This is a genomic window from Mojavia sp. (genome assembly GCF_059505145.1).
The window spans coordinates 1-19,721 of sequence record NZ_JCACKA010000091.1 but is presented as its reverse complement, the minus strand read 5'-3'; the positions used below and the strand labels follow the sequence as shown (position 1 = coordinate 19,721).

The window sequence follows — 19,721 nt, the reverse complement described above, 5'->3', positions numbered from 1 at the left end:
TCATCCCTTACGCAGTAGACGGCTAGAACGTTCTTGGAGAATTCCCACGACGCTACCCTTGATTGAATCTTTCTTAGAAATTACTTGCGCTGCTGTTTGTCCTGTATATATTGTTTTGTTTTTAACTGTCACTGCTAGCGGTTGAACTGTCCATTTCCCCGCATCGAAGCGTAGAAGTCCGAAGATTTGCTGAGATTTGGCGATCGCATCTAAATTGAGTTCTGATAAACTGCTGATACGTTCCTTGGCAATGCTGAGTTCTCCAGCATCACCCCAACTTAAAACGATATTTTCATCATTTTTGATGACTTTATACTTACTGAAAAATATTGGTTCCGCAAGTTGGATAGGATGGCGATCGCTCGCGGCAACTGTAGAATAAACTAGGCTATTACCTGCATTCTCAGCAAAAAATTTCTCTGCACGCTCCATCAAATTATAGTTTTGACCAAGTTCTGCTTGACTTTGCCAGAGTAAATCTCCGGTGGGTAACAAGGGTGTATCTTTGAGATGTAATATCCGAGTTTGTGCAAACGCATCAAGCAAAGCAGTTGCATTGGGAAACAATAACCAAATTTGCTCGTTATTTATTGCATCTACCTTGTAAGCTGACTGGGTAACTCGCACCAACTGAGTTTGATTATTTGCATCTAACAACCCATAAGCTGTAAAGCTCACTAAATTGGCGTGTTGACGCAAATCTAAACCTAAAATCTCTAAATTTCCCGATATAAGCTGCGATTTTGGTAAATTAGCTGGGCGCAATGTGCCTATCATCGCCTGCGTCCATAAATCAACCCAACGGTATACAGGAATTCCTTGGCTATCAACCACCGGGACATGACGCATCAATTCATTAAAATATCCCGTCAGTAAAGCAGCTTGTCTAATTAATAAAGGTTCGGCTTGGATTTGTTCCAGCGTCCCAGCAAAATGAACTAAAGTTGCTGTATCTAAACGTGCATAACCTACTAAAGCAATTTCCATTAACCAGTGACGCACACTTGCTAAAAGAACTTTGACATTGTTTGGTGATTCACTAGATTCTTCAAACTCCGCTTCTGCTATTTCTCCACGTCCTAACAAACTCCTGACTTGAGATTTTAATGTATCAAATAGCGCTCCTTGAATTGCAGCGCGGGCACTAGCTAAAACTGCAAAATGCTTATCTAAAAACTCATTTGAGCTAATTGCCGCCACAGCATCAGTCAATGATTGCTGTAACGGAGTGCCAGTAAATACCCGCACTAAACCCTGCAAAGTTTGGAGATGTTGATCGTCTAAATTAGCAAAACCAATAATAAAACACTCATCTAAACTAGCAATCAAATCGAATACTACTTGATTGCTTTCGCCTAATTGATGCAATGCGCCAGGGAAAGCCATGTTAATAATTCAAAATTCAAAATTCAAGTCAAACAAACCAACTCATTTCGGGGAGGGGAGAATTTGATGTTTCCAATTCTAGGTAACGCAGGTAATTTAAAAAGCGGCTGAAAACTTCACTTGCAGGTTCTTTTTTTACCGTACCGCGACGGTTGAGAATATCTCCAAGGGAAGTAATTTGACTAACATCACCAGGAACCTTGAGATGATTAATTACTTGATCGATACCATAAGTTGCGATCGCTTCTTTCATCACCGCTTCTAAATGCTTGCATGGGTAACCGTGTAAACCCCCGCAGGGACGGTTATTATTTGTGCTGCAATAAAAATCTAATGTCACCGCTTCAAAAAAAGAAACATAAACTCTTTCAATATCAGAACCGCTAGAAACAACTCCCTGCAACCGATGATTGAAAAGTTCAACAAACGGAACCTGCTTAATATCCCGCTTTGTCGCAGCATTTTTCTGGCTGGAACCTACAAACGATGAATGAGGCATAATATTAATTCGTAAGTCGTAATCCGTAATTCGTAATTAAAATATACATAAAATGGCTTGAGATAAGCCGCTTCAGATACTCCATGCTCATCTGTAAATTTAGAATATAGCAACCATAAAAATACGTAAATTCATGCTTCTTCGCAATTGCAAAGTTAGTAATTGCTTGAAATACTAATTTGGCAACTTAAGTATATTTACTGATGTATCTTGAAAGACAAGTTATAAGTTAATGCATATTTAACTTGCATATTGTTGATTTTGGAGCAAAAGCATCAATCCTTCTGCTTTGCACTGCTGCACCCTGCTGTCCAAATGTACAGGTTAGGTGTGTAACAACTTAACCTCTGCAATTCGTAAGATTTGAAACGAATTTTATTAAAGGCTAAACACACCATAAATGAACGGTTTACCGTCAAAACCTATATATCAAAAGTGAAATACAAATTTACTTATAACCTGAATCACTTACAAATTTTACTTAGCACTTCTCTGTAGATAGAGATGAAATACGAAAAGAGAAAGATGATTATTACTAAACTTCTAAGTTAATTTTTGCAATATACACTTTATAGCAAACACAAACCTCAAATCAAAGGAATTACAAAGAATAATTGCAAGGGTTTTGATATTACCTAAGTTTAGTGAAGGTCAGATAGTAGGGTTTATCGGTGGAAAAGGCATTATCAAAAACTACCGACCTGAGTTAGATAGTTGGATTTATCTGGTGGAGATGCCTATGGGGTCGGAGCCAGAAATGGGCCGGGTTGGTTATGAAACTATGATTTGGTTATCTGAAGTAGATATTTTTCCATTGTTTAATACTTTTTCTGATGAAGTGCTAAATAGGAAACAAAAAAACCTTGCCATAGCTTGTTAAAAACCTATTATGACTACTTGCTTATAAAAATAGTGAGGATGAGTAATGATTAATTTAGGGTACATTGCTTTTTTTGTGCTGTTACTAGCAGCTCTATTATCAGCAATTAAGCAAATGAGTAATGCTTTAGATGAAGTGGATATTGAGCGCTTTACTCTCTGGACAGGTATTGCTTCTGTGATTGCTGGTTTACCAACTATGTTGTGGTAAAGCACTTTAATTAATGCTTAATATCATGTCCGCCTAATTAGTTATAATTCTCGCATCTGTGCAAAAACCGCAAAATCCTTTTTCCCCCTGCTCCCTGCACCCCTGCATGATGCCTAGTTTGAGGGTTTTGTGCCAGTCTATTCTTTTGTACTCTTTGTTATCAGGGAGTAGTATTGGTTTTTATGTTAGAACAACAACCCGAAAATTTACAGCTTCTTGTTAAACAGTTAGCTACAGAAGCGTTACAAAAATCAGAACCATCAGCATGGTTTGAAGTTTTATATGCCGAAGCTAAAGGTGATGCAGCACAAGTTCCTTGGGCAAAGTTAACTCCCCACCCGTATTTGCAAGATTGGTTGACTACTCACAAACTATCTGCTCAAGGGCAAAAGGCACTGGTAATCGGTTGCGGCTTGGGAGATGATGCAGAAGCTTTAGCACAGCGAGGATTTGAGGTAACTGCCTTTGATATATCCTCTACGGCTATTAGCTGGTGTCAGCAGCGATTTCCCAATTCGCCTGTAAATTATGTAATTGCAGATTTATTGGCAATTCCCTCAGAATGGCATCTTGCCTTTGACTTGGTTTTTGAATGTCGCAATATTCAAGCTTTGCCCTTAAGCGTGCGTTCTTCAGTTATCTCCTCGGTCGCCTCTGTCGTCGCTTCAAGTGGCACACTGTTAGTGATTACTCGGATTCGGGAAACGGAAGCCGAACCTTCTGGGCCCCCATGGCCATTATCAAACTCCGAACTAGCACAGTTTGAAAATTTGGGATTACATCAAGTAGAGCATCTTTTGTTTTTGGAATCTGAGCAAATTGATGTTAAACACGTGCGGATTGAATATCAAAGGCTTAATCCTGCTACCCACTCAACTTAGAACTAATACGGCATCAGTAATTTTGTGAGCTTCGAGGATTGCGGCGTTAGCGTTTCCCAAAGAAAGACTCGCAGCAATCTTTGCTTTAGTAGTAATTGTCACGACCTAACTCCTTAAAAAATGCTACTCAACAGTTTGCCAACCCCTAAACCGATGTACCATAAAGATAACTTTACAAAAAACAACAATGGTAGAACGCCCAATCAAAAAATCAGAACGTCAGTCCCAAGCAAATACTGACAATAACTCCGAAAAATCGGATTTTACGCCTCCTGTTGAATCCAATACCCCAAACCCAAAACCAAAAGGTAATCGCTCATCTGGTCAAGGTAAAAAAGCATCCTTTAAGGATGAAAACAAGCAGCAGATTAATCCTGCACTAGCGCGTGGCCCCAAACCCGTTAAACTTCCAGTAAAAGTAGAAACAAAACCTGAAACCGAATCGGAACCTGTTTCTGAGGAGTCTCAAGATTAAAATTTTGCGGAAAATCCCATCTCATGGGTTAGGGCATCTTCTCACAGAAGTCAATTCAACAAAGGTATATAATTGTATCCTTGATTGCACCTCCATAGCCTATTTGTTCTGGATTTATTCGCAAAATTATTATCGCTCTTGAATGATTTGTTCATTCAAGAATTCAATAATGGTTAATTAGTTTTTGTCCTAATCTGAAGCGATTATGGACTAAATTATGTTTGATAAAGTTTTTATAAATTTATTAAAGTTATTGTTGTTTATTAAAATATAAAATTTAAATAAATTGGATTTCAAAAGTAGAGAATTATTTTTTCTCTTCCTTTTGACAGAACTTAATATTTAGTTGACTAGATAACAGTTTTAAATCCATCCTGTTTAATAGTGTTAAAAAAACATCCGTAATTGTAACCCCATGTACAGGTTGTTTACATGATAAAACAAAGATGGGCAAACCGATACAGATGCACTCAGCTACTTTGGAGTGTTTTATTAGTGCTGGCAATTTGGAATATACCCCAGTATGCTCTGGCAGACACTAGCCAACAAGAGATTAACACGATTATCGGCACGCGGGAAATTGCCTTGCAAGCCTTGAACACGCGCGATTTTTCCAAAATTGAACCTTATTTGCACCCAAGCTTCACGATCACAACAGTTGATAACCAAGTTTTTCACAAAGTGCCTGAGTTTGAGAAGTACTGGAATCAGCAGTTTTCCAATTCGATTCAAGATATCAAAATGGCTTTAAAGGGAGATCCTGTCAGAACGTTTCTCTCTTCAGAGACAGTTGTTTCTGCCGGAGATGCGATCGCCACTTTTTCTTTCAAAGATGGTAACGTCCGTACTATGGCGATGCGGTGGACAGCAGTGTTGCAAAAATTACAAGATAAATGGACGATTCAATCGTTGCATTTCTCGTCCAACCTCTTAGATAACCCAGTACTGAATGCTGCCCAGCAGGTGAGGTGGATTGTGGCAGTTGCAGCTGGAATAGGTGGTTTTCTGCTGGGAGTAATCATGATGCTAGTATTACGTCGCCAACCGAAGGAACTTAGTAATTCGTAATTTGTAATTAAGAAAGTCAGATTTAATCTGGGTTTCCAGGTTTAATCTGTATCTTTATTTTGGAGAATTAGTAGAAAGTGGCAAGCAGTATCTATCAGCCAAGTTCCGATCGCCGTCTCAAGGCAACCTTAGTAGTGATACTGACCTGGGGTTTTGTGAGTTTGCTGCACTGGCGACCAGAGACACAGTGGTTCATGGTGGGATTAACGCTCGTTTTTACTGTGCAAACGCTACGAATGCTGCTGGCAAAACCAACCACTTTAGTAGTTGAGAGTGATGCTTACTTACCGCAAGTCTCCATTTTAGTTCCTGCTAAAAATGAAAGTGCAGTCTTGGCTGATTTAGTTCACAGCTTATTCCAATTGAATTATCCCAGCGATCGCCTAGATATTTGGGTCGTTGATGATGGCAGTACCGATGAAACTCCCCAGATTTTGAGGCAATTACAAACTCAATTTCCGTCACTACAAGTTCATCAACGGGAATCAAAAGGTGGTAAATCAGGGGCGCTGAATGCAGTTTTTCCATTTACGCAAGGAGAGATTATTTTAATCAGCGATGCTGATGCTTTGCTTCCTGCCAATTTTCTGCGGCAAACAGTACCTCTGTTCCAAAATAAAAGTACTGGTGCAGTGCAAGCGCGAAAAAAAATTATCAACGCAGATACCAATTTTCTGACTCGTTGTCAGCAGATGGAAATGCTTTGTGATAGCTTTGTGCAAACCCACCGCATTGCTATTGGCGGAATGGCTGAACTTCGGGGTAATGGGATGTTAGTTCGGCGAGAACTGTTAGAAAAATTCAACGGTTGGAATGAGGACACAGTTACCGATGATTTGGATCTCTGCTTCAAAATTTATTTGGTAGGCGCAGAAATTGAGTTTGTCGCAGTTCCGGCAATTCAAGAAGAAGGCGTAACTAATTGGAGAAATCTTTGGCGACAACATTGTCGTTGGGCTGAAGGTGGCTATCAGCGTTACCTCGACTACTTTCCCCAAATCCTAACTTTGGGCAAGGCTAAAGAAATCGATTTAATATTATTTTTTATATTGCAATTTCTGCTGCCAATTGGACTTATTCCTGACTTATTTTGGACAATATTTTATAGCGATCGCCCAGTTCTGCTGCCACTCCAAACCTTACTCAGCATAATTTTAACAGTTGCTTTCATCACCGGACTTTACCAATTTCAAAGTTTACGAGGATTATCTTTGCTTTGGGCAACCATTCAAGGCTCTCTCTACATGGTGCATTGGATTCCTGTGATGATGGTAGTAACTTTAAGAATGTGTGTGCAAAAACAGCGATCGCGTTGGATTAAAACCGAACATCGCGGTCGAACTGTTTAGGTACTCTTTTTGATGAAGCTGAAAAGGTGTGGATATGCGTGATGTGCAGCTAGTCTTGCTTCATAATAAAGATATATTAAGCTGCATTTAGAAAACTTCGCAATGAATCAAACTGCTTTCAATTTAATTGCCATATCTATCTTTCTTATGACCATGTCAGTACTGCTGGGGCCATTAATTAACTTATCCCCAGCAGTACCAGCCCTTGCTACCTTCACCATTTTGGGAATAGCGACTTTCGACAGTTTTAGTTTGCAAGGTAAGGGAGGAACTCTACTTCTTGATTGGATTGCGGGTTTTTCTCCAGAACACCGCGATCGCATTATCCACCACGAAGCAGGACATTTCCTCGTAGCACACCTATTGGGTATTCCCGTGACTGGTTATACTCTCAGCGCTTGGGAAGCTTGGAAACAGGGGCAGCCAGGTCAAGGTGGTGTTACTTTTGATGATGGTGAATTAGCATCTCAATTGCAGGTAGGCAAAATTAGCGCTCAAATGCTAGATCGTTACTGCACTGTTTGGATGGCAGGTATTGCTGCTGAAAATCTGGTTTTCCAAAATACTGAAGGTGGGGCAGATGATCAAAGCAAGCTAGCAGGAGTATTGACAAATTTGGGTTTTTCTGTGTCTAGTTTTCAGCAAAAACAGCGGTTTCATGCTTTGCAAGCAAAAACCCTGCTACAAGAAAATTGGTCTAGTTACGAAGTCTTAGTCCAAGCCATGCGTCAACGCGCTTCAGTGGCTGAGTGTCAAAGCGCCATTAAGAGTGCTGAACTTGCAAATTAATTACTCAGCACTCAAAATTATTACGAAGAAGCAGCTTTCAAATAAGGGACACGTGATAAGTAATCCCAACAAATAACCTTGTTCCGCCCAGTTGCTTTAGCTTCTAGCAAGCACTGATCAGCACGATTTAATAAACTTACACCTTGATCATCATCTTCAGTTTGCAGACAGGCAGTGCCTAAACTAATCGTGACATCAATAGTAAGTTGATTATTAATTGTAAATGGTTGTTCACTAACTATGCGATTAAGACGACGCGCTACTATAAGTGCTTCTTCACCAGTTGTATTAGCTAGAAGAATAACGAATTCCTCACCACCATAGCGGAAGGGAGTATCTTGAAAACGCAAATTATTTCGCAGCCGAATACACAATAACTGTAACAGGCGATCGCCAACTAAATGTCCATAATTATCATTAACTTTTTTGAAATAATCTACATCTAGAATAATTAAACTCAGCGGAATTGCTTTATCACGGGCTTTTTTAATTTGCCTGGGTAAGTCCCATTCCAAAGCGCGACGATTGTTTAATTCGGTTAACGAATCAGCTAACGCTATTGCTGATAATAAATCATTTGTCCGGATCAAATCACGATATTTTTTCGCTTTACGCAAACCAACAGTTAATTGAGCTAGTATTAGACGATGGTTAGCAGTTACCTCTGCCAATGTATAGTCTGATTTTCCCTCAGGAATTTGCCAAATATAAGCATCGGCTCCTTGTTTTAATGCAGAGGAAGTCATCTCTAACTCCCACTCCCAGCCGTTCTTACGTCTATTAATTATTTGCTGAGAACGATCTTCCAAGAGAATACAGTATATCCAAGATAGGTTGGCTTGGTCTTTTAACCAACAGCACAATTCTATACTGCCATCTAAACTAGCCTGCACAAGTATTATATCGGGCGGCGTAGTTTTAATACGCAAAACAGCCTGATCTACATTGGCAATAACTTCTACACTAAAAGCGGTTGCATAACGGATCTGATCTGGAAGTGTGGCGAGAAATTTATTACTCCCAAAGACCAGAATTGAAATATTCATTGCTTTGCTTTTTGCCTTATTTCAAATTCAAAGATATGACCCTGCTAAAACTTACTGTTTTTGCTTAACTAATACTGTATATATTCAGTATTTTTATTTAGGAAAAATTACCCTATATGAATTGTTTTACTCCCCTATTCCCATTTTATTCTCAATTTTAAACTCATTTTAACGATTTACCTCAAATATAATTACTATGAAATAAACTTCTGAACCTACTTTGTGCTTTTTAGCAAATTTTTTGAAACAGTATTTTTACTGAATATTCCTCCAGCATATAAAAATGTTTATGTAATTCTCAGGTCTGATTATTTCGGGGAAATTATTCCAAACAATGGTTGATAAGATTAAGCATATAATAACTGGAAAAAAATACTGAGCTTAAATATTTAAAAATTTCTAAAGTTTTAATTTGCCCGTAAAAACCGATATATTTGCTAAAGCTATAAAATTAGTTATCCCTTAAATTACTGATTTACTTTATCAGCATAATAGACTTATTTCAATTTAGCGCTGAAACAGTAAAAGCTTTATGAACTAAGGCTTTTACACTTGTCTCACTGGGAGTTACTCATGGTTTTTCGGTATATTTATCGTTCTTTAAATTTTGACTTAAAGATTTAGTGAAACACTTCAGTAATTATACATAAGCCATCAAAAAACTTAAAAGTTTTCTCAATTTTCTCTTGCATAAATAAGTTATTGCCCGAGTTTTTAAGGGACGGACAATAATATAAACACATCGTGCTGTTACTATCAGGTTGTAATCCAATTATTGATTATTGGCAGTAGTTATTAGGAGAATATTAATAACCTTCAATGGGGTAACCAGCAGCAACGATTACCTGTTTGATAGATTCCTCGGATGCGGCGGCTTCTACAGTAACAGTTTTAGCTTTGACATCGACGTCAACTTTTGCATCAGGTTCCATTACATGGATGGAGTCGGTAATTTTTGTTGCACAACTTTCACAAGCAATATTAGGTACACTCAGTTTTAATGCCATTAGTTACCTCAGAAAAAAAATTTTAATTTATTCTTAATATTTGATTTTATCGCCTCCAGCGAGATTGCTCATCCTACCTGGGTTAGGTGATTTCGTTAGTAGATAATAGGAGTACATAGCTGCTTTACCAGTCAAAAGTTGATGGCTGCAAAATCAAACAAAATGCAACAATATATAGATATAAAGGTATATATGCAAATACACTGAGACGAACTACTCAAAAGCAACGAAAGTGTGGCACAGATGTCCTTTCGTGCGGCATACTTTTTCTGTAAAAGCGACGAATGATCCTCTGTCAGCATTCCCCAGTTTATTGACACTAATTCTGTAAACACCCATGTCTTTAAATCCCCACTACCTCAGCGGTAACGAAATTCGCGCCTTATTCCTTGACTTTTTTGCTGGACGCGGACACCAGATTCTCCCAAGCGCCTCTCTTGTGCCTGAAGATCCGACTGTGCTGCTGACGATCGCGGGGATGCTACCATTTAAACCCATCTTCTTAGGACAGCGCACGCCGGAATTTAAGCGGGCTACCACATCCCAAAAGTGTATCCGCACCAACGATATCGAAAATGTAGGACGCACCAAAAGGCATCATACTTTCTTTGAGATGCTGGGTAATTTCAGCTTTGGTGATTATTTTAAAGAACAAGCGATCGCCTGGGGTTGGGAAATCTCCACCAAAGTCTTTGGCTTCTCCCCAGAAAACCTCGTCGTCAGCGTTTTTGAGGAAGACGACGAAGCCTTTGCAATTTGGCGCGATCAAATCGGTGTCCCAGCAGCAAGAATCAAGCGTATGGGTGCAGAGGATAACTTTTGGGTATCAGGCCCTACTGGCCCTTGTGGCCCTTGTTCTGAGATATATTACGACTTCCACCCAGAACGCGGCGACGACAACATTGATTTAGAAGACGACTCGCGGTTTATCGAGTTCTACAACCTTGTATTCATGCAATACAACCGGGATGCAGATGGTAATTTAACACCTCTGCAAAACAAGAACATCGATACCGGCATGGGTTTGGAAAGGATGGCGCAAATCCTGCAAAAAGTGCCGAATAACTACGAAACTGATTTAATTTTCCCGATTATTCAAACAGCAGCGCAAATTGCAGGGATTGACTACCACAGCAGCGACGAGAAAACTAAAGTCTCCCTGAAAGTCATTGGCGATCATGTTCGTTCTGTCGTCCACATGATCGCTGATGAAATTCGCGCTTCCAACGTGGGGCGAGGTTATGTACTGCGGCGATTAATTCGGCGGGTGGTACGTCATGGACGATTAATTGGCATTTCTGGAGAATTTACTACCCAAGTTGCCGAAACCGCGATCGCTCTTTCCGAATCAGCTTACCCCAATGTGCGAAAACGGGAAGCAGCAATTAAAGCTGAACTGCAAAGAGAAGAAGCCAATTTCCTCAGAACCCTTGACAGAGGTGAAAAACTGCTAGAGGAAATTATCCAACAGGTGAAACAGCAAGGAAAAACCGAAATTAGTGGTGAAAGTGCTTTTACTCTTTATGATACCTACGGTTTCCCCTTAGAACTCACACAAGAAATTGCAGAGGAAAATCATCTTACCGTCGATGAAGCGGGATTTGATGCCGAAATGCAAAAACAGGTGGAACGTGCCAAAGCAGCACACGAAACCATCGATTTAACTGTGCAAGGTTCTCTCGACAAACTAGCAGAACACATCCAGACTACCGAATTTTTAGGTTATACCCAACCTGCGGCAACTGCGAAAGTTGAAGTATTACTGGTAGCTGGTGTTACCCAAGAGGAAGCAGAAGCCGGGACAGATGTGCAAATCGTCTTGGATCAGACCCCATTCTATGCCGAATCTGGGGGACAAATAGGCGATCGCGGTTATATCTCCGGCGATGGTGTTGTAGTTCGCGTTGATGACGTGAAAAAAGAATCCGATTTCTTTGTTCACTTCGGACGCATCGAGCGCGGTACAATCCGAGTAGGAGATACTGTAACTGCCCAAATTGATCGCGCTTGCCGCCGTCGCCTGCAAGCTAACCATACCGCAACTCATCTACTGCAAGCAGCGTTAAAGAAAATTGTTGATGAAGGGATATCGCAAGCAGGTTCCCTCGTTTCCTTTGACAGATTGCGCTTTGACTTCAACTGTCCCCGTGCTTTGACAACAGAGGAAGTCCAGCAAATTGAAGAACAGGTAAATAGTTGGATTGCTGAAGCTCACAGTGCAAAAGTAGAAGTATTACCTTTAGCAGAAGCCAAAGCTAGAGGTGCGATCGCCATGTTCGGAGAAAAATATGGTGACGAAGTGCGGGTGATTGACTTCCCTAGCGTATCGATGGAACTATGCGGTGGGACTCATGTGAGTAATACTGCGGAGATTGGCGTCTTCAAGATTATTTCAGAAGCTGGTGTGGCTTCTGGGGTAAGACGCATTGAAGCTGTTTCTGGCCCAGCAGTGCTAGATTATCTTAATCTACGGGATAAAGTAGTCAAAGATTTAAGCGATCGCTTTAAAGTTAAACCCGAAGAACTACCAGAGAGAATTACAACTCTGCAAAACGAGCTGAGAACCAGCCAAAAACAACTGGAAACTCTCAAATCACAGCTAGCGATCGCCAAATCTGACAGCTTGCTGCAAACAGCTGAATCTGTGGGCGATTATAAAGTTATCGTTGCCCAACTCGATGACGTTGATCCAGAGTCATTGAAAACCGCAGCCGAACGCTTATTGCAAAAACTCGGTAACGGTGCGGTGGTGCTGGGTTCAGTTCCCGAAGCTGATAAAGTTAGCTTAGTTGCAGCTTTCAGTGCAGAGGTGAATAAGAAAGGTTTGCAAGCAGGTAAATTTATCGGTGCGATCGCCAAAATTTGCGGTGGTGGCGGCGGTGGAAGACCAAATTTAGCCCAAGCCGGCGGACGCGATGCAAGTAAGTTACCAGAGGCGTTGAATCAGGCGTTGAGTGATTTGAAGTCTGGGTTAGGTTAATTGTATTTTATTGTGGGGCAGGCATTTCGCCTGCCTTAGAATTATTTATTGAAGGTAGGACAAATGAGATAATGGCAATTCAGGCTGTCAGGAGTGATAAAGCAGATACTCCATCTTCAGCCCAATTACTCACGATATTATCTACCAGCCAGTATTCATGAAACTTTCTGAATTGGGGTACTAGTCTATTTTCTAAAGTCAGAGTTTGTAGAAACTCCTCAATATGTAAAATTCTCCTAGAAGTGGCTTCCTCACGTTGCTCTTCAGGTACAGATGCAGCAAAAGTCAAAACAAGTATTGAACGATCCCAAATAGATGCACCTAGCCGATTAGTTAAAAGGCGTAGTGTCCGCTTTTCATCAGGACGAAAACGCGTTTCGTTAAGACGGCTCACATAGATTGTCGCGTAAATTTCATCTAAATCAACTTTAGCTTTTACTAAAGATAAGTATGCCTCATCACACGCCTCATCATCTTCAGCTAATCCGGGTGTATCTATAAGGGATACATTGCCTAAAGGTGTATCGTAAGCATAATGTTCAACAAATTTTGTGCAGGCTTCAAATTCTGAAGTCTCAGCAATGTAATCACCAAAAGTAGTATTTACGAAACTTGATTTACCTACACCTGTACGCCCAAACAGTAAAAATTTACGCATCATTTTCCAAACAATCCACCAAAAAATCCTATTACCCCACCAATTGCACCTCCGATAGCAGCGCCAGCAGGCCCAGCTATAGCTCCAAATGCAGCCCCTACGCTTGCTCCTGCAACTGTGAATTGCAAGACATCTGAAGTCTTATTTCGGACTATTTCAGCTTGCCTATCATTAAGCTCAATTGGTCTACTATATTTTGCAGTCTCTTCAGGGTCAGGATTTCTTACAGGTGTTGGTACGTAAATAACTTCTTTTACTACTTCTTTTTCCTTCTTTGGTGGTTTTACGCGCTCGACAGTTGCCATTAAGAATGGAGCCGCACCTTTAGCAGACATTCTGGCATACACCTGTGTGTAAAGTTCAGCAAGCCATTTTTCTCCATCTGGAGTTGTTTCACTTTTGTTATCTACCGCGACTGATGGGATGTTATTTGCTATGCCAATTCCTGTGTATTTTGCTATCTCGTTACGAATAAGTTCGGTTCTTTTCTTCAGTGCAAGCTCATATTTTGATGCATCAATATTTCCTGCAAATGTGAATACAATAACAGCGTTTTGCCAAATAGTTGACTTAAATGCCTCAGAAATCAGCTTGATTCCTCGTTTTTCGTCGCTAGTAACCCTGGTCTCATCTAAACGACTGACAAACCACATTGAGTCAACCTGGCTAACGTTTGAACGCATGAGTTCTAGGTACTTATAATCATTACCTGCTTCCTCAATATCATCACAAAGACCAGGTGTATCTATAACTGTAAAGTTGACTCCCTTGATGTCAGAGTTATAAGGTTTAATCTCCATTGTTGTCGGTTCGTAATCCCCAACTTTGGCAATTTCTGTACCCATCAAGCTATTTATAGTGCTTGATTTTCCAACTCCTGTACGACCGACCAAAAGAAATATGAATTTATTACCACGCTGAGCTTGCAGTTTTTCTATAATATCTGCAATAAAATCTTTTGCTGTTTCTTGAGAAGAAGTGCCAATACTTGACATTTTTACCCTTGATTTAACACTTTATGAATGTTTTGAACTATTAACGTATATGTATCAACAAAAATAGTCGATACAAATTATTTCAATTTTATACAAGTACTTAAACTTATGTGATATTAATTATACTGAAAATAATTTTAGTTAATTAGTTTGTTTTTTGAGGTGAGATTCCTCTAATCATAATTCAGACTAATTATTGATTTTTACTATCGCTTTAATCAATACTCACAAAGTACGCTCGCACTAAATCAAAATAAAATTAAGCTTTAATATCCTTGTACAACAAATACTTGTGTAGAAGACCCTTTTTGATTTCGTTTTTTGATTCTAATCAACCTGCATCTTAACGGTTGGGTATTCTGAATTATAAACTCGGAGATAATCTCACTCTGTTTTTTATAATCTCTATCTTCCTTACAAATTATAATGCCACTATGCTGTTGACCTTGTTTATGCAGGCTAATAAAATCTTCTCTATTGAGAGTAATCACAACTCGCTCCTGCTCATGAGCGAAGTTTAATACTTCTTCATCGCTAATCGACTGATTTGCTTGTCCAGCTTCATAGGATGTCAGCACATCATAGCCAAGCTGACGTAACTCTTGAACTAAATCGAGAGGAAAATTTTCATTAGCATAAAACTTAGTCATGTTATGCGTCGTCAGCTATAACTTGGTCAATTTCCTGTGGATGTTCTTTATAATACGACCAAGCTGCCTCTAAATCTTCGGCTGTTAACGTCGGATAATTTCTCAATAATTCTTCGTCAGAAGCTCCTTGTTGGCGAAAAGAAACTAGAGTCCAAACAGCAATCCGAGTATCGCGGATGCGTGCATTACCTCCGCAAACTCCAGGAGTTTTTTGAATAAAATATCTTTGAATCTTTTGAGACATCAACCAATAAATAAGAAAGCTGTATATATTTTATTTTAAATTTACACTTAATTTGTGCAGTTTTTTAATATTTGCAAAGCATGTAAACACAAAATGGTGAGTCGTCAGACATCGCACTACAATTGAGTGTGGCAATGCACTATCCCCATACCACTACACCGAAATACTCAAATGCAGAGAGTCACAGTAGATGAGATGCAACAAGATCCTTTGAAATACCTTAATCAAGTTGAGGCAGGTGAAAGCTTTATTATTATCCAAGCAGATAAACCAATTGCTGAATTAAAACCAATTACAACCACCAATAAACAACAACGTCCATTTGGTTTGTGTGCTGGAGAATTTACAGTACCTGATGATTTTGATGCACCTTTACCTGAAGATATTTTAAATGCGTTTGAGGGCGGATGAAAATTCTTCTAGACACTCATATTTTCTTATGGTTTATCAGTGGTGATAATCGGCTATCAATAGATGTTATAGATGCCATTCGCGCTCCAGATAACACAGTTTATCTGAGTTTTGTTTCAATATGGGAGTGCATAGTCAAATATCAACTAGGCAAACTACCACTACCAGAATCTCCTGAAATTTATCTTCCCAAACAACGCGATCGCCATCAAATTGCAAATCTTGACTTAGATGAAGGCAGCGTTTCTCAACTTGCTAGTCTACCATCATTGCACAAAGATCCTTTTGATAGAATGCTAATTTGTCAGGCTTTACAACATGGCTTAACGATTGCGACAGTTGATTCAGCAATCCGCGCCTACTGTATTAGCTTTTTTGCCTATAGCAATCCGATTTGATTTCTGAATCACTCGTAGAGGTAAGGGACTGGGGATTGGGGACTGGGGACTGGGAAGAAGGAATAAAGGTGTACTGAATTTTGTTCAAAAATCAAATATGAGTCCTATAGATGTAGATTTATCCATTAATAATTTCTAGATTTTAATTGATATAAGACTCGCCACTACAGCGGTCAACTCTGCCGATTCGATAGGCTTGGGGATGTGGGTCTGGTAACCTGAGGCGATCGCTTTAATTCTATCTTCGGGGCGTGCAAAGGCGGTGACCGCTGCGGCTGGAATCTTACCACCCGCCTTGATCTCCCATTCCCTGACCTTGCCGATAAAATCGTAGCCGTCTTCCTGTGGCATACCGATATCAGAAAGAATTACGTCGGGTTTCCAGGTAATTACTTCCTTGAAAGCCTCGGCTGCTGAACCACAGGTTCGTACTTCAGCCCCCTGCTGCGTCAGCACTGTTGCAACGAGAGCTTGAGCGTCTGGCTCGTCGTCAACCACAAGCACCCGCACTCCCTGAAACTCGTGCGAACTTTTATGCGGTGAAGATGTATCATTCACAGCTACCTTCGGCGGGGTAATAATGTTTTCTTGACGGGTAACTAAAGGAAGTTTAATAGTGAAAGTTGCCCCCTTCCCCTTGCCGTCGCTATCAGCCTGCACAGTCCCGCCGTGCAGTTCGACCAAATGACGGACGATCGCCAGTCCTAATCCCAGGCCCCCAAATTCTCTTGTAGTCGAGCCGTCAGCCTGACGGAAGCGATCGAAGACGTGTGGTAAAAATTCTGGCTTCATACCCACACCAGTGTCGCGCACTATGACCTCGGCTTGTGAATCAGCCTGCCTCAGTTCCACTTCTACCTGCCCACAGGAGGGCGTGAATTTAACCGCATTTGAGAGGAGGTTCCATACTACCTGCTGGAGCCGATTCTGGTCTCCTAAAACAAGTGACTCGTCCGCGGTAAGTTGCAGTTTGAGATCGATACCTTTGGCTTCGGCGGTGTGACGCACCGAATCGATCGCACTGACAACCACAGTGGCTAAGTCTAGCAACTTTGTTTCGAGGTGGAATTTCCCAGTGATAATCCGCGATGTGTCGAGGAGGTCATCCACCAGTGTGGCTTGGGCTTTCGCATTTCGCTCAATGGTTTCTAGCGCCCGTTGTGTCTTGTCCTCAGCAATCTGCCTAGTGCGTAGCAATTGGGCCCAGCCAAGGATGGCGTTTAAAGGAGTTCTGAGTTCATGGGAGACGGTGATTAAAAACTCGTCCTTGAGGCGGCTAGCGCTCTCCGCCTCAACTCGTGCGGCTTCAGCCCGCGCCAGGTGTTCGTCCCGTTCCCGCTCCCGCTGCGACAGCAGGGCAGCAGAAAACTCTAGGGACTCGCCTAACAAGGCTACTTCTTTAATAGACGAAGGTTTAATGCTCAGGTATTCACCTTTGGCAAGTGCTTCTGCGGCAGCCGCCGCCGAGGTGATGCCTTGAGAAATTGACCGTGAGAGGACAAACGCACCCATGCCACTTACCACGAGCAACGCCAAGCCAGAATTAACGACGAGCAACATTGCGCGGCGTGCCGGGCCTTCAATGACTTCGACGGGAACGACAACGGCGGTTGTCCAGTGCGAGAAATTGGTTCGGCTGAAGGCGAGGTACACTTGCGCTCCCTCCAAAGTGCTTTCGCGGTAAACCCCCTCAGTTTTTTCTCTGATTCGCTTGAGGAAAGACGGCGTACCTGGCTTTCCCACAAAGCGATCGGGATTGCGAGTGCGGGCTACAACGATGCCGTGACCGTCTACGACTGTACGCGTCCACTCCCCATCCGTAGGTGTCTGGGATGCAATGACGCTGGTGAGTGCTTTTGGGGTGATGACGGCAGTTAGCACATACCGTAGTTCGCCATCACGCATTACCGGAACGCGAATCGGGAAGGCCCAGCTTTGCTTGAGACGCCCTAGAGCAAGGTAACCCACCGTCGGTTGGTGTGTTTGGACAACACGCCGCAAACTCTCAGGCTCGTTCACCGGGGGTAGGGAGATGCCGAAAGGAAAAGAGGTATTCAGGACTTGGCGTCCGTCTGGCGTCAGGACAATCACACCCAACCAAGTCGGCTGCGTCTTCGCCATGCGCTGCGCCTCAGTATAAAAGGCTTTGAAGTCTTCTTGTTCTAGCCGCTCAGAGGCTGCCAGTGCTTGAAGCGTGGCGATCGCGCTTGAAGTCTCGCGCTCTACATCTGTGGCGAGGCTGCGCGCCGCCAGAACCAGACGGCGCTCGGACGCCTGCTGCTCCCTGAGCGACAGTTCATGTACAACGGCGATCGCAAACAGAACAACTGGCAGTAATGCCCCTGCTACAAGTAGCACAAGATGCCACCTCAGAGAAAGTTTCCGGCTGCCGAAAATTGCCGTATCGTAATTTATACTTGTTTTACGCAAACCGCCTCCCCAGTGCGAGAGCAATCCGGTCTTACTTGATTTTGCCGCAAGCATACAAATTACTTTGTATGCTGTAACTATTGGATTATAGCTAGCTATTTCATGCCACATCAGTGACGCTCAAAAAACATTTATTTATGTCTCTAGCTAAAGTTTTTATCACTCGCCGCCTTCCTACTGAATTAGAACAACTATATGCGATTGCCTCTGGCACTGCGCGGAGCGCAATCGCCTCTGTTGAAGTCTGGCCAGAACGCCAACCACCACCCTATGAAGTTTTACTGGCAAAAGCACAGAATGTAGATGGATTTTTGTGTCTGCTGACTGACAAAATTGATCGCCAATTAATAGAAAACTCCTCGCTGAAAGTCATCAGCCAGATGGCGGTCGGTTACGACAATATTGATATAGCGGCTGCTACTGCACAAAAAATTCCCGTTGGGCATACTCCTGGGGTGTTGACAGATGCGACCGCAGATTTAACCTGGGCGTTATTAATGGCAGCAGCACGGCGAGTAGTGGAGGCGGATCAATTTACTCGTGCAGGTTTGTGGCAAACTTGGGAACCAGACTTATTACTAGGGCCGAATGTTGCAGGTGCTACTTTAGGCATTATTGGGTTGGGGCGCATTGGTCAAGGAGTTGCTCGGCGCGCTCATGGTTTTGATATGAAAATTTTGTATACAAATAGACATCAAAGTGATTCGGAATTAGAAAAAACCTTAAATGTAGAGTTTGTACCTTTAGAAACTTTATTACGAAAATCTGATTTTATCACCATTCATACCCCTGCCTCAGATGACACCTATCATTTGATTAGCGATCGCCAGTTTGCTCTCATGAAGTCATCGGCTATCTTAATTAACACGGCACGGGGAAGCATTATTGATCAAGATGCTTTGTATCACGCACTCTCCCAAAACCAAATTGCCGCAGCTGCTTTGGATGTTACAGAACCAGAACCGATCCCAAAAGATAGCCCATTACTAACCTTAGATAACTTAATTATCACGCCTCACATTGGCAGTGCCAGCCGCCAGACACGCTCAAAGATGGCAACAATTGCGATCGCCAACCTCATTGCTGGACTCAAAGGCGATCGTCTACCTTATTGCGTTAACCCGCAAGTGTACGATTAAAGAAAGGCAGGGGGCAGGGAGCAGGGAGCAGGGAGCAGGGCGCATGGGAAGTTGACAGGGAAGTGTGAAGTTGCGAAAGAGATTAATAAGGCTCAAAGGTGGATTAATGAGGTTGTAAGGGAGATGAACGAGTCTTTGATACTCGTGAATGAGGCTTTGAGGTAGATGAATGAGTCTTTGATACTCGTGAATGAGTCTTTGAGAGAGATGAACGAGTCTTTGATAC

General features: G+C 41.7%; 20 protein-coding genes. 11 read left to right on the top strand and 9 right to left on the bottom strand.

Annotated elements, in window-relative coordinates; genetic code table 11:
* Both AC5JL8_RS26495 and AC5JL8_RS26490 read right to left on the bottom strand, forming a co-directional pair.
* Positions 1-1,386 carry a hypothetical protein gene (locus AC5JL8_RS26495; protein ID WP_495882665.1) on the bottom strand — a complete coding sequence of 462 codons (1,386 nt, stop codon included), beginning with the start codon at positions 1,384-1,386 and terminating at the stop codon, positions 1-3.
* A 28-nt stretch (positions 1,387-1,414) separates the two neighbouring features.
* Positions 1,415-1,885: a hypothetical protein gene (locus AC5JL8_RS26490; RefSeq protein WP_495882664.1), complete on the bottom strand. Its 471-nt coding sequence runs from the start codon at positions 1,883-1,885 to the stop codon at positions 1,415-1,417.
* 625 nt (positions 1,886-2,510) lie between these two features.
* Here AC5JL8_RS26490 and AC5JL8_RS26485 point away from each other — a divergent pair.
* The 7 genes from AC5JL8_RS26485 to AC5JL8_RS26455 all read left to right on the top strand — a co-directional run bounded on the left by AC5JL8_RS26485 (position 2,511) and on the right by AC5JL8_RS26455 (position 7,537).
* Complete coding sequence (locus AC5JL8_RS26485; protein WP_495882663.1) at positions 2,511-2,765, top strand: hypothetical protein; 255 nt, start codon at positions 2,511-2,513, stop codon at positions 2,763-2,765.
* A gap of 45 nt (positions 2,766-2,810) precedes the next feature.
* The gene (locus tag AC5JL8_RS26480; RefSeq protein ID WP_495882662.1) at positions 2,811-2,975 is read left to right on the top strand and encodes a hypothetical protein; all 165 of its coding nucleotides are present in this window, start codon (positions 2,811-2,813) and stop codon (positions 2,973-2,975) included.
* Positions 2,976-3,157: 182 nt separating this feature from the next.
* Entirely contained in the window at positions 3,158-3,856 is a 699-nt protein-coding gene (locus AC5JL8_RS26475) for a class I SAM-dependent methyltransferase (protein WP_495882661.1), read from the top strand.
* 187 nt (positions 3,857-4,043) lie between these two features.
* Positions 4,044-4,331, top strand: a complete 288-nt coding sequence (locus tag AC5JL8_RS26470; protein WP_495882660.1) for a hypothetical protein — start codon at positions 4,044-4,046, stop codon at positions 4,329-4,331.
* 432 nt (positions 4,332-4,763) lie between these two features.
* Positions 4,764-5,399 carry a YybH family protein gene (locus AC5JL8_RS26465; protein ID WP_495882659.1) on the top strand — a complete coding sequence of 212 codons (636 nt, stop codon included), beginning with the start codon at positions 4,764-4,766 and terminating at the stop codon, positions 5,397-5,399.
* A 77-nt stretch (positions 5,400-5,476) separates the two neighbouring features.
* Positions 5,477-6,748, top strand: coding sequence for a glycosyltransferase family 2 protein (locus AC5JL8_RS26460; RefSeq protein WP_495882658.1), 1,272 nt, complete (start codon positions 5,477-5,479; stop codon positions 6,746-6,748).
* Between the two features lie 102 nt (positions 6,749-6,850).
* Positions 6,851-7,537 (top strand): M41 family metallopeptidase, encoded by a 687-nt coding sequence (locus AC5JL8_RS26455; RefSeq protein ID WP_495882657.1) that lies wholly within the window; start codon positions 6,851-6,853, stop codon positions 7,535-7,537.
* A gap of 20 nt (positions 7,538-7,557) precedes the next feature.
* Here the strand turns inward: AC5JL8_RS26455 and AC5JL8_RS26450 are convergent, their stop codons facing one another.
* Complete coding sequence (locus AC5JL8_RS26450; protein ID WP_495882656.1) at positions 7,558-8,583, bottom strand: diguanylate cyclase; 1,026 nt, start codon at positions 8,581-8,583, stop codon at positions 7,558-7,560.
* Between the two features lie 806 nt (positions 8,584-9,389).
* The gene (locus tag AC5JL8_RS26445; RefSeq protein WP_495882655.1) at positions 9,390-9,590 is read right to left on the bottom strand and encodes a heavy-metal-associated domain-containing protein; all 201 of its coding nucleotides are present in this window, start codon (positions 9,588-9,590) and stop codon (positions 9,390-9,392) included.
* A gap of 337 nt (positions 9,591-9,927) precedes the next feature.
* Here AC5JL8_RS26445 and alaS point away from each other — a divergent pair, with 337 nt between their 5' ends.
* Positions 9,928-12,570, top strand: coding sequence for an alanine--tRNA ligase (alaS, locus tag AC5JL8_RS26440; RefSeq protein WP_495882654.1), 2,643 nt, complete (start codon positions 9,928-9,930; stop codon positions 12,568-12,570).
* 79 nt (positions 12,571-12,649) lie between these two features.
* Here alaS and AC5JL8_RS26435 read toward each other — a convergent pair whose 3' ends face one another.
* The 4 genes from AC5JL8_RS26435 to AC5JL8_RS26420 all read right to left on the bottom strand — a co-directional run bounded on the left by AC5JL8_RS26435 (position 12,650) and on the right by AC5JL8_RS26420 (position 15,117).
* Entirely contained in the window at positions 12,650-13,231 is a 582-nt protein-coding gene (locus AC5JL8_RS26435) for a GTPase (protein WP_495882653.1), read from the bottom strand.
* On the bottom strand, positions 13,228-14,223 hold the full coding sequence (locus tag AC5JL8_RS26430) for a GTPase (protein ID WP_495882652.1): 996 nt from the start codon (positions 14,221-14,223) through the stop codon (positions 13,228-13,230). Before AC5JL8_RS26430 ends, AC5JL8_RS26435 begins: the two co-directional genes overlap by 4 nt.
* A 266-nt stretch (positions 14,224-14,489) precedes the next feature.
* Positions 14,490-14,873 (bottom strand): DUF5615 family PIN-like protein, encoded by a 384-nt coding sequence (locus AC5JL8_RS26425; protein ID WP_495882651.1) that lies wholly within the window; start codon positions 14,871-14,873, stop codon positions 14,490-14,492.
* A gap of 1 nt (position 14,874) precedes the next feature.
* Positions 14,875-15,117, bottom strand: coding sequence for a DUF433 domain-containing protein (locus AC5JL8_RS26420; RefSeq protein WP_495882650.1), 243 nt, complete (start codon positions 15,115-15,117; stop codon positions 14,875-14,877).
* A 171-nt stretch (positions 15,118-15,288) separates the two neighbouring features.
* On the opposite strand from AC5JL8_RS26420, the gene AC5JL8_RS26415 reads away from it, so the two are divergent.
* Positions 15,289-15,528, top strand: coding sequence for a type II toxin-antitoxin system Phd/YefM family antitoxin (locus AC5JL8_RS26415; protein WP_495882649.1), 240 nt, complete (start codon positions 15,289-15,291; stop codon positions 15,526-15,528).
* Positions 15,525-15,926 (top strand): type II toxin-antitoxin system VapC family toxin, encoded by a 402-nt coding sequence (locus AC5JL8_RS26410; RefSeq protein WP_495882648.1) that lies wholly within the window; start codon positions 15,525-15,527, stop codon positions 15,924-15,926. The genes AC5JL8_RS26415 and AC5JL8_RS26410 overlap by 4 nt, the downstream gene beginning before the upstream one ends.
* A gap of 135 nt (positions 15,927-16,061) precedes the next feature.
* On the opposite strand, the gene AC5JL8_RS26405 is transcribed toward AC5JL8_RS26410, so the two are convergent.
* Positions 16,062-18,410: a hybrid sensor histidine kinase/response regulator gene (locus tag AC5JL8_RS26405; protein ID WP_495882647.1), complete on the bottom strand. Its 2,349-nt coding sequence runs from the start codon at positions 18,408-18,410 to the stop codon at positions 16,062-16,064.
* Between the two features lie 83 nt (positions 18,411-18,493).
* Here AC5JL8_RS26405 and AC5JL8_RS26400 point away from each other — a divergent pair, with 83 nt between their 5' ends.
* On the top strand, positions 18,494-19,495 hold the full coding sequence (locus tag AC5JL8_RS26400; RefSeq protein ID WP_495882646.1) for a 2-hydroxyacid dehydrogenase: 1,002 nt from the start codon (positions 18,494-18,496) through the stop codon (positions 19,493-19,495).
* The last annotated feature ends 226 nt before the right edge of the window (positions 19,496-19,721 follow it).

Excerpts from the sequence above, each read along its gene's own strand:
- AC5JL8_RS26490 (WP_495882664.1), bottom strand. The coding sequence starts at position 1,885 with ATGCCTCATTCATCGTTTGTAGGTTCCAGCCAGAAAAATGCTGCGACA.
- AC5JL8_RS26435 (WP_495882653.1), bottom strand. The coding sequence starts at position 13,231 with ATGATGCGTAAATTTTTACTGTTTGGGCGTACAGGTGTAGGTAAATCA.
- AC5JL8_RS26470 (WP_495882660.1), top strand. The coding sequence starts at position 4,044 with ATGGTAGAACGCCCAATCAAAAAATCAGAACGTCAGTCCCAAGCAAAT.
- AC5JL8_RS26450 (WP_495882656.1), bottom strand. The coding sequence starts at position 8,583 with ATGAATATTTCAATTCTGGTCTTTGGGAGTAATAAATTTCTCGCCACA.
- AC5JL8_RS26405 (WP_495882647.1), bottom strand. The coding sequence starts at position 18,410 with ATGCTTGCGGCAAAATCAAGTAAGACCGGATTGCTCTCGCACTGGGGA.
- AC5JL8_RS26455 (WP_495882657.1), top strand. The coding sequence starts at position 6,851 with ATGAATCAAACTGCTTTCAATTTAATTGCCATATCTATCTTTCTTATG.
- AC5JL8_RS26400 (WP_495882646.1), top strand. The coding sequence starts at position 18,494 with ATGTCTCTAGCTAAAGTTTTTATCACTCGCCGCCTTCCTACTGAATTA.
- AC5JL8_RS26430 (WP_495882652.1), bottom strand. The coding sequence starts at position 14,223 with ATGTCAAGTATTGGCACTTCTTCTCAAGAAACAGCAAAAGATTTTATT.
- AC5JL8_RS26495 (WP_495882665.1), bottom strand. The coding sequence starts at position 1,386 with ATGGCTTTCCCTGGCGCATTGCATCAATTAGGCGAAAGCAATCAAGTA.
- AC5JL8_RS26465 (WP_495882659.1), top strand. The coding sequence starts at position 4,764 with ATGATAAAACAAAGATGGGCAAACCGATACAGATGCACTCAGCTACTT.
- AC5JL8_RS26410 (WP_495882648.1), top strand. The coding sequence starts at position 15,525 with ATGAAAATTCTTCTAGACACTCATATTTTCTTATGGTTTATCAGTGGT.
- AC5JL8_RS26475 (WP_495882661.1), top strand. The coding sequence starts at position 3,158 with ATGTTAGAACAACAACCCGAAAATTTACAGCTTCTTGTTAAACAGTTA.
- AC5JL8_RS26445 (WP_495882655.1), bottom strand. The coding sequence starts at position 9,590 with ATGGCATTAAAACTGAGTGTACCTAATATTGCTTGTGAAAGTTGTGCA.
- AC5JL8_RS26420 (WP_495882650.1), bottom strand. The coding sequence starts at position 15,117 with ATGTCTCAAAAGATTCAAAGATATTTTATTCAAAAAACTCCTGGAGTT.
- AC5JL8_RS26415 (WP_495882649.1), top strand. The coding sequence starts at position 15,289 with ATGCAGAGAGTCACAGTAGATGAGATGCAACAAGATCCTTTGAAATAC.
- alaS (WP_495882654.1), top strand. The coding sequence starts at position 9,928 with ATGTCTTTAAATCCCCACTACCTCAGCGGTAACGAAATTCGCGCCTTA.
- AC5JL8_RS26480 (WP_495882662.1), top strand. The coding sequence starts at position 2,811 with ATGATTAATTTAGGGTACATTGCTTTTTTTGTGCTGTTACTAGCAGCT.
- AC5JL8_RS26425 (WP_495882651.1), bottom strand. The coding sequence starts at position 14,873 with ATGACTAAGTTTTATGCTAATGAAAATTTTCCTCTCGATTTAGTTCAA.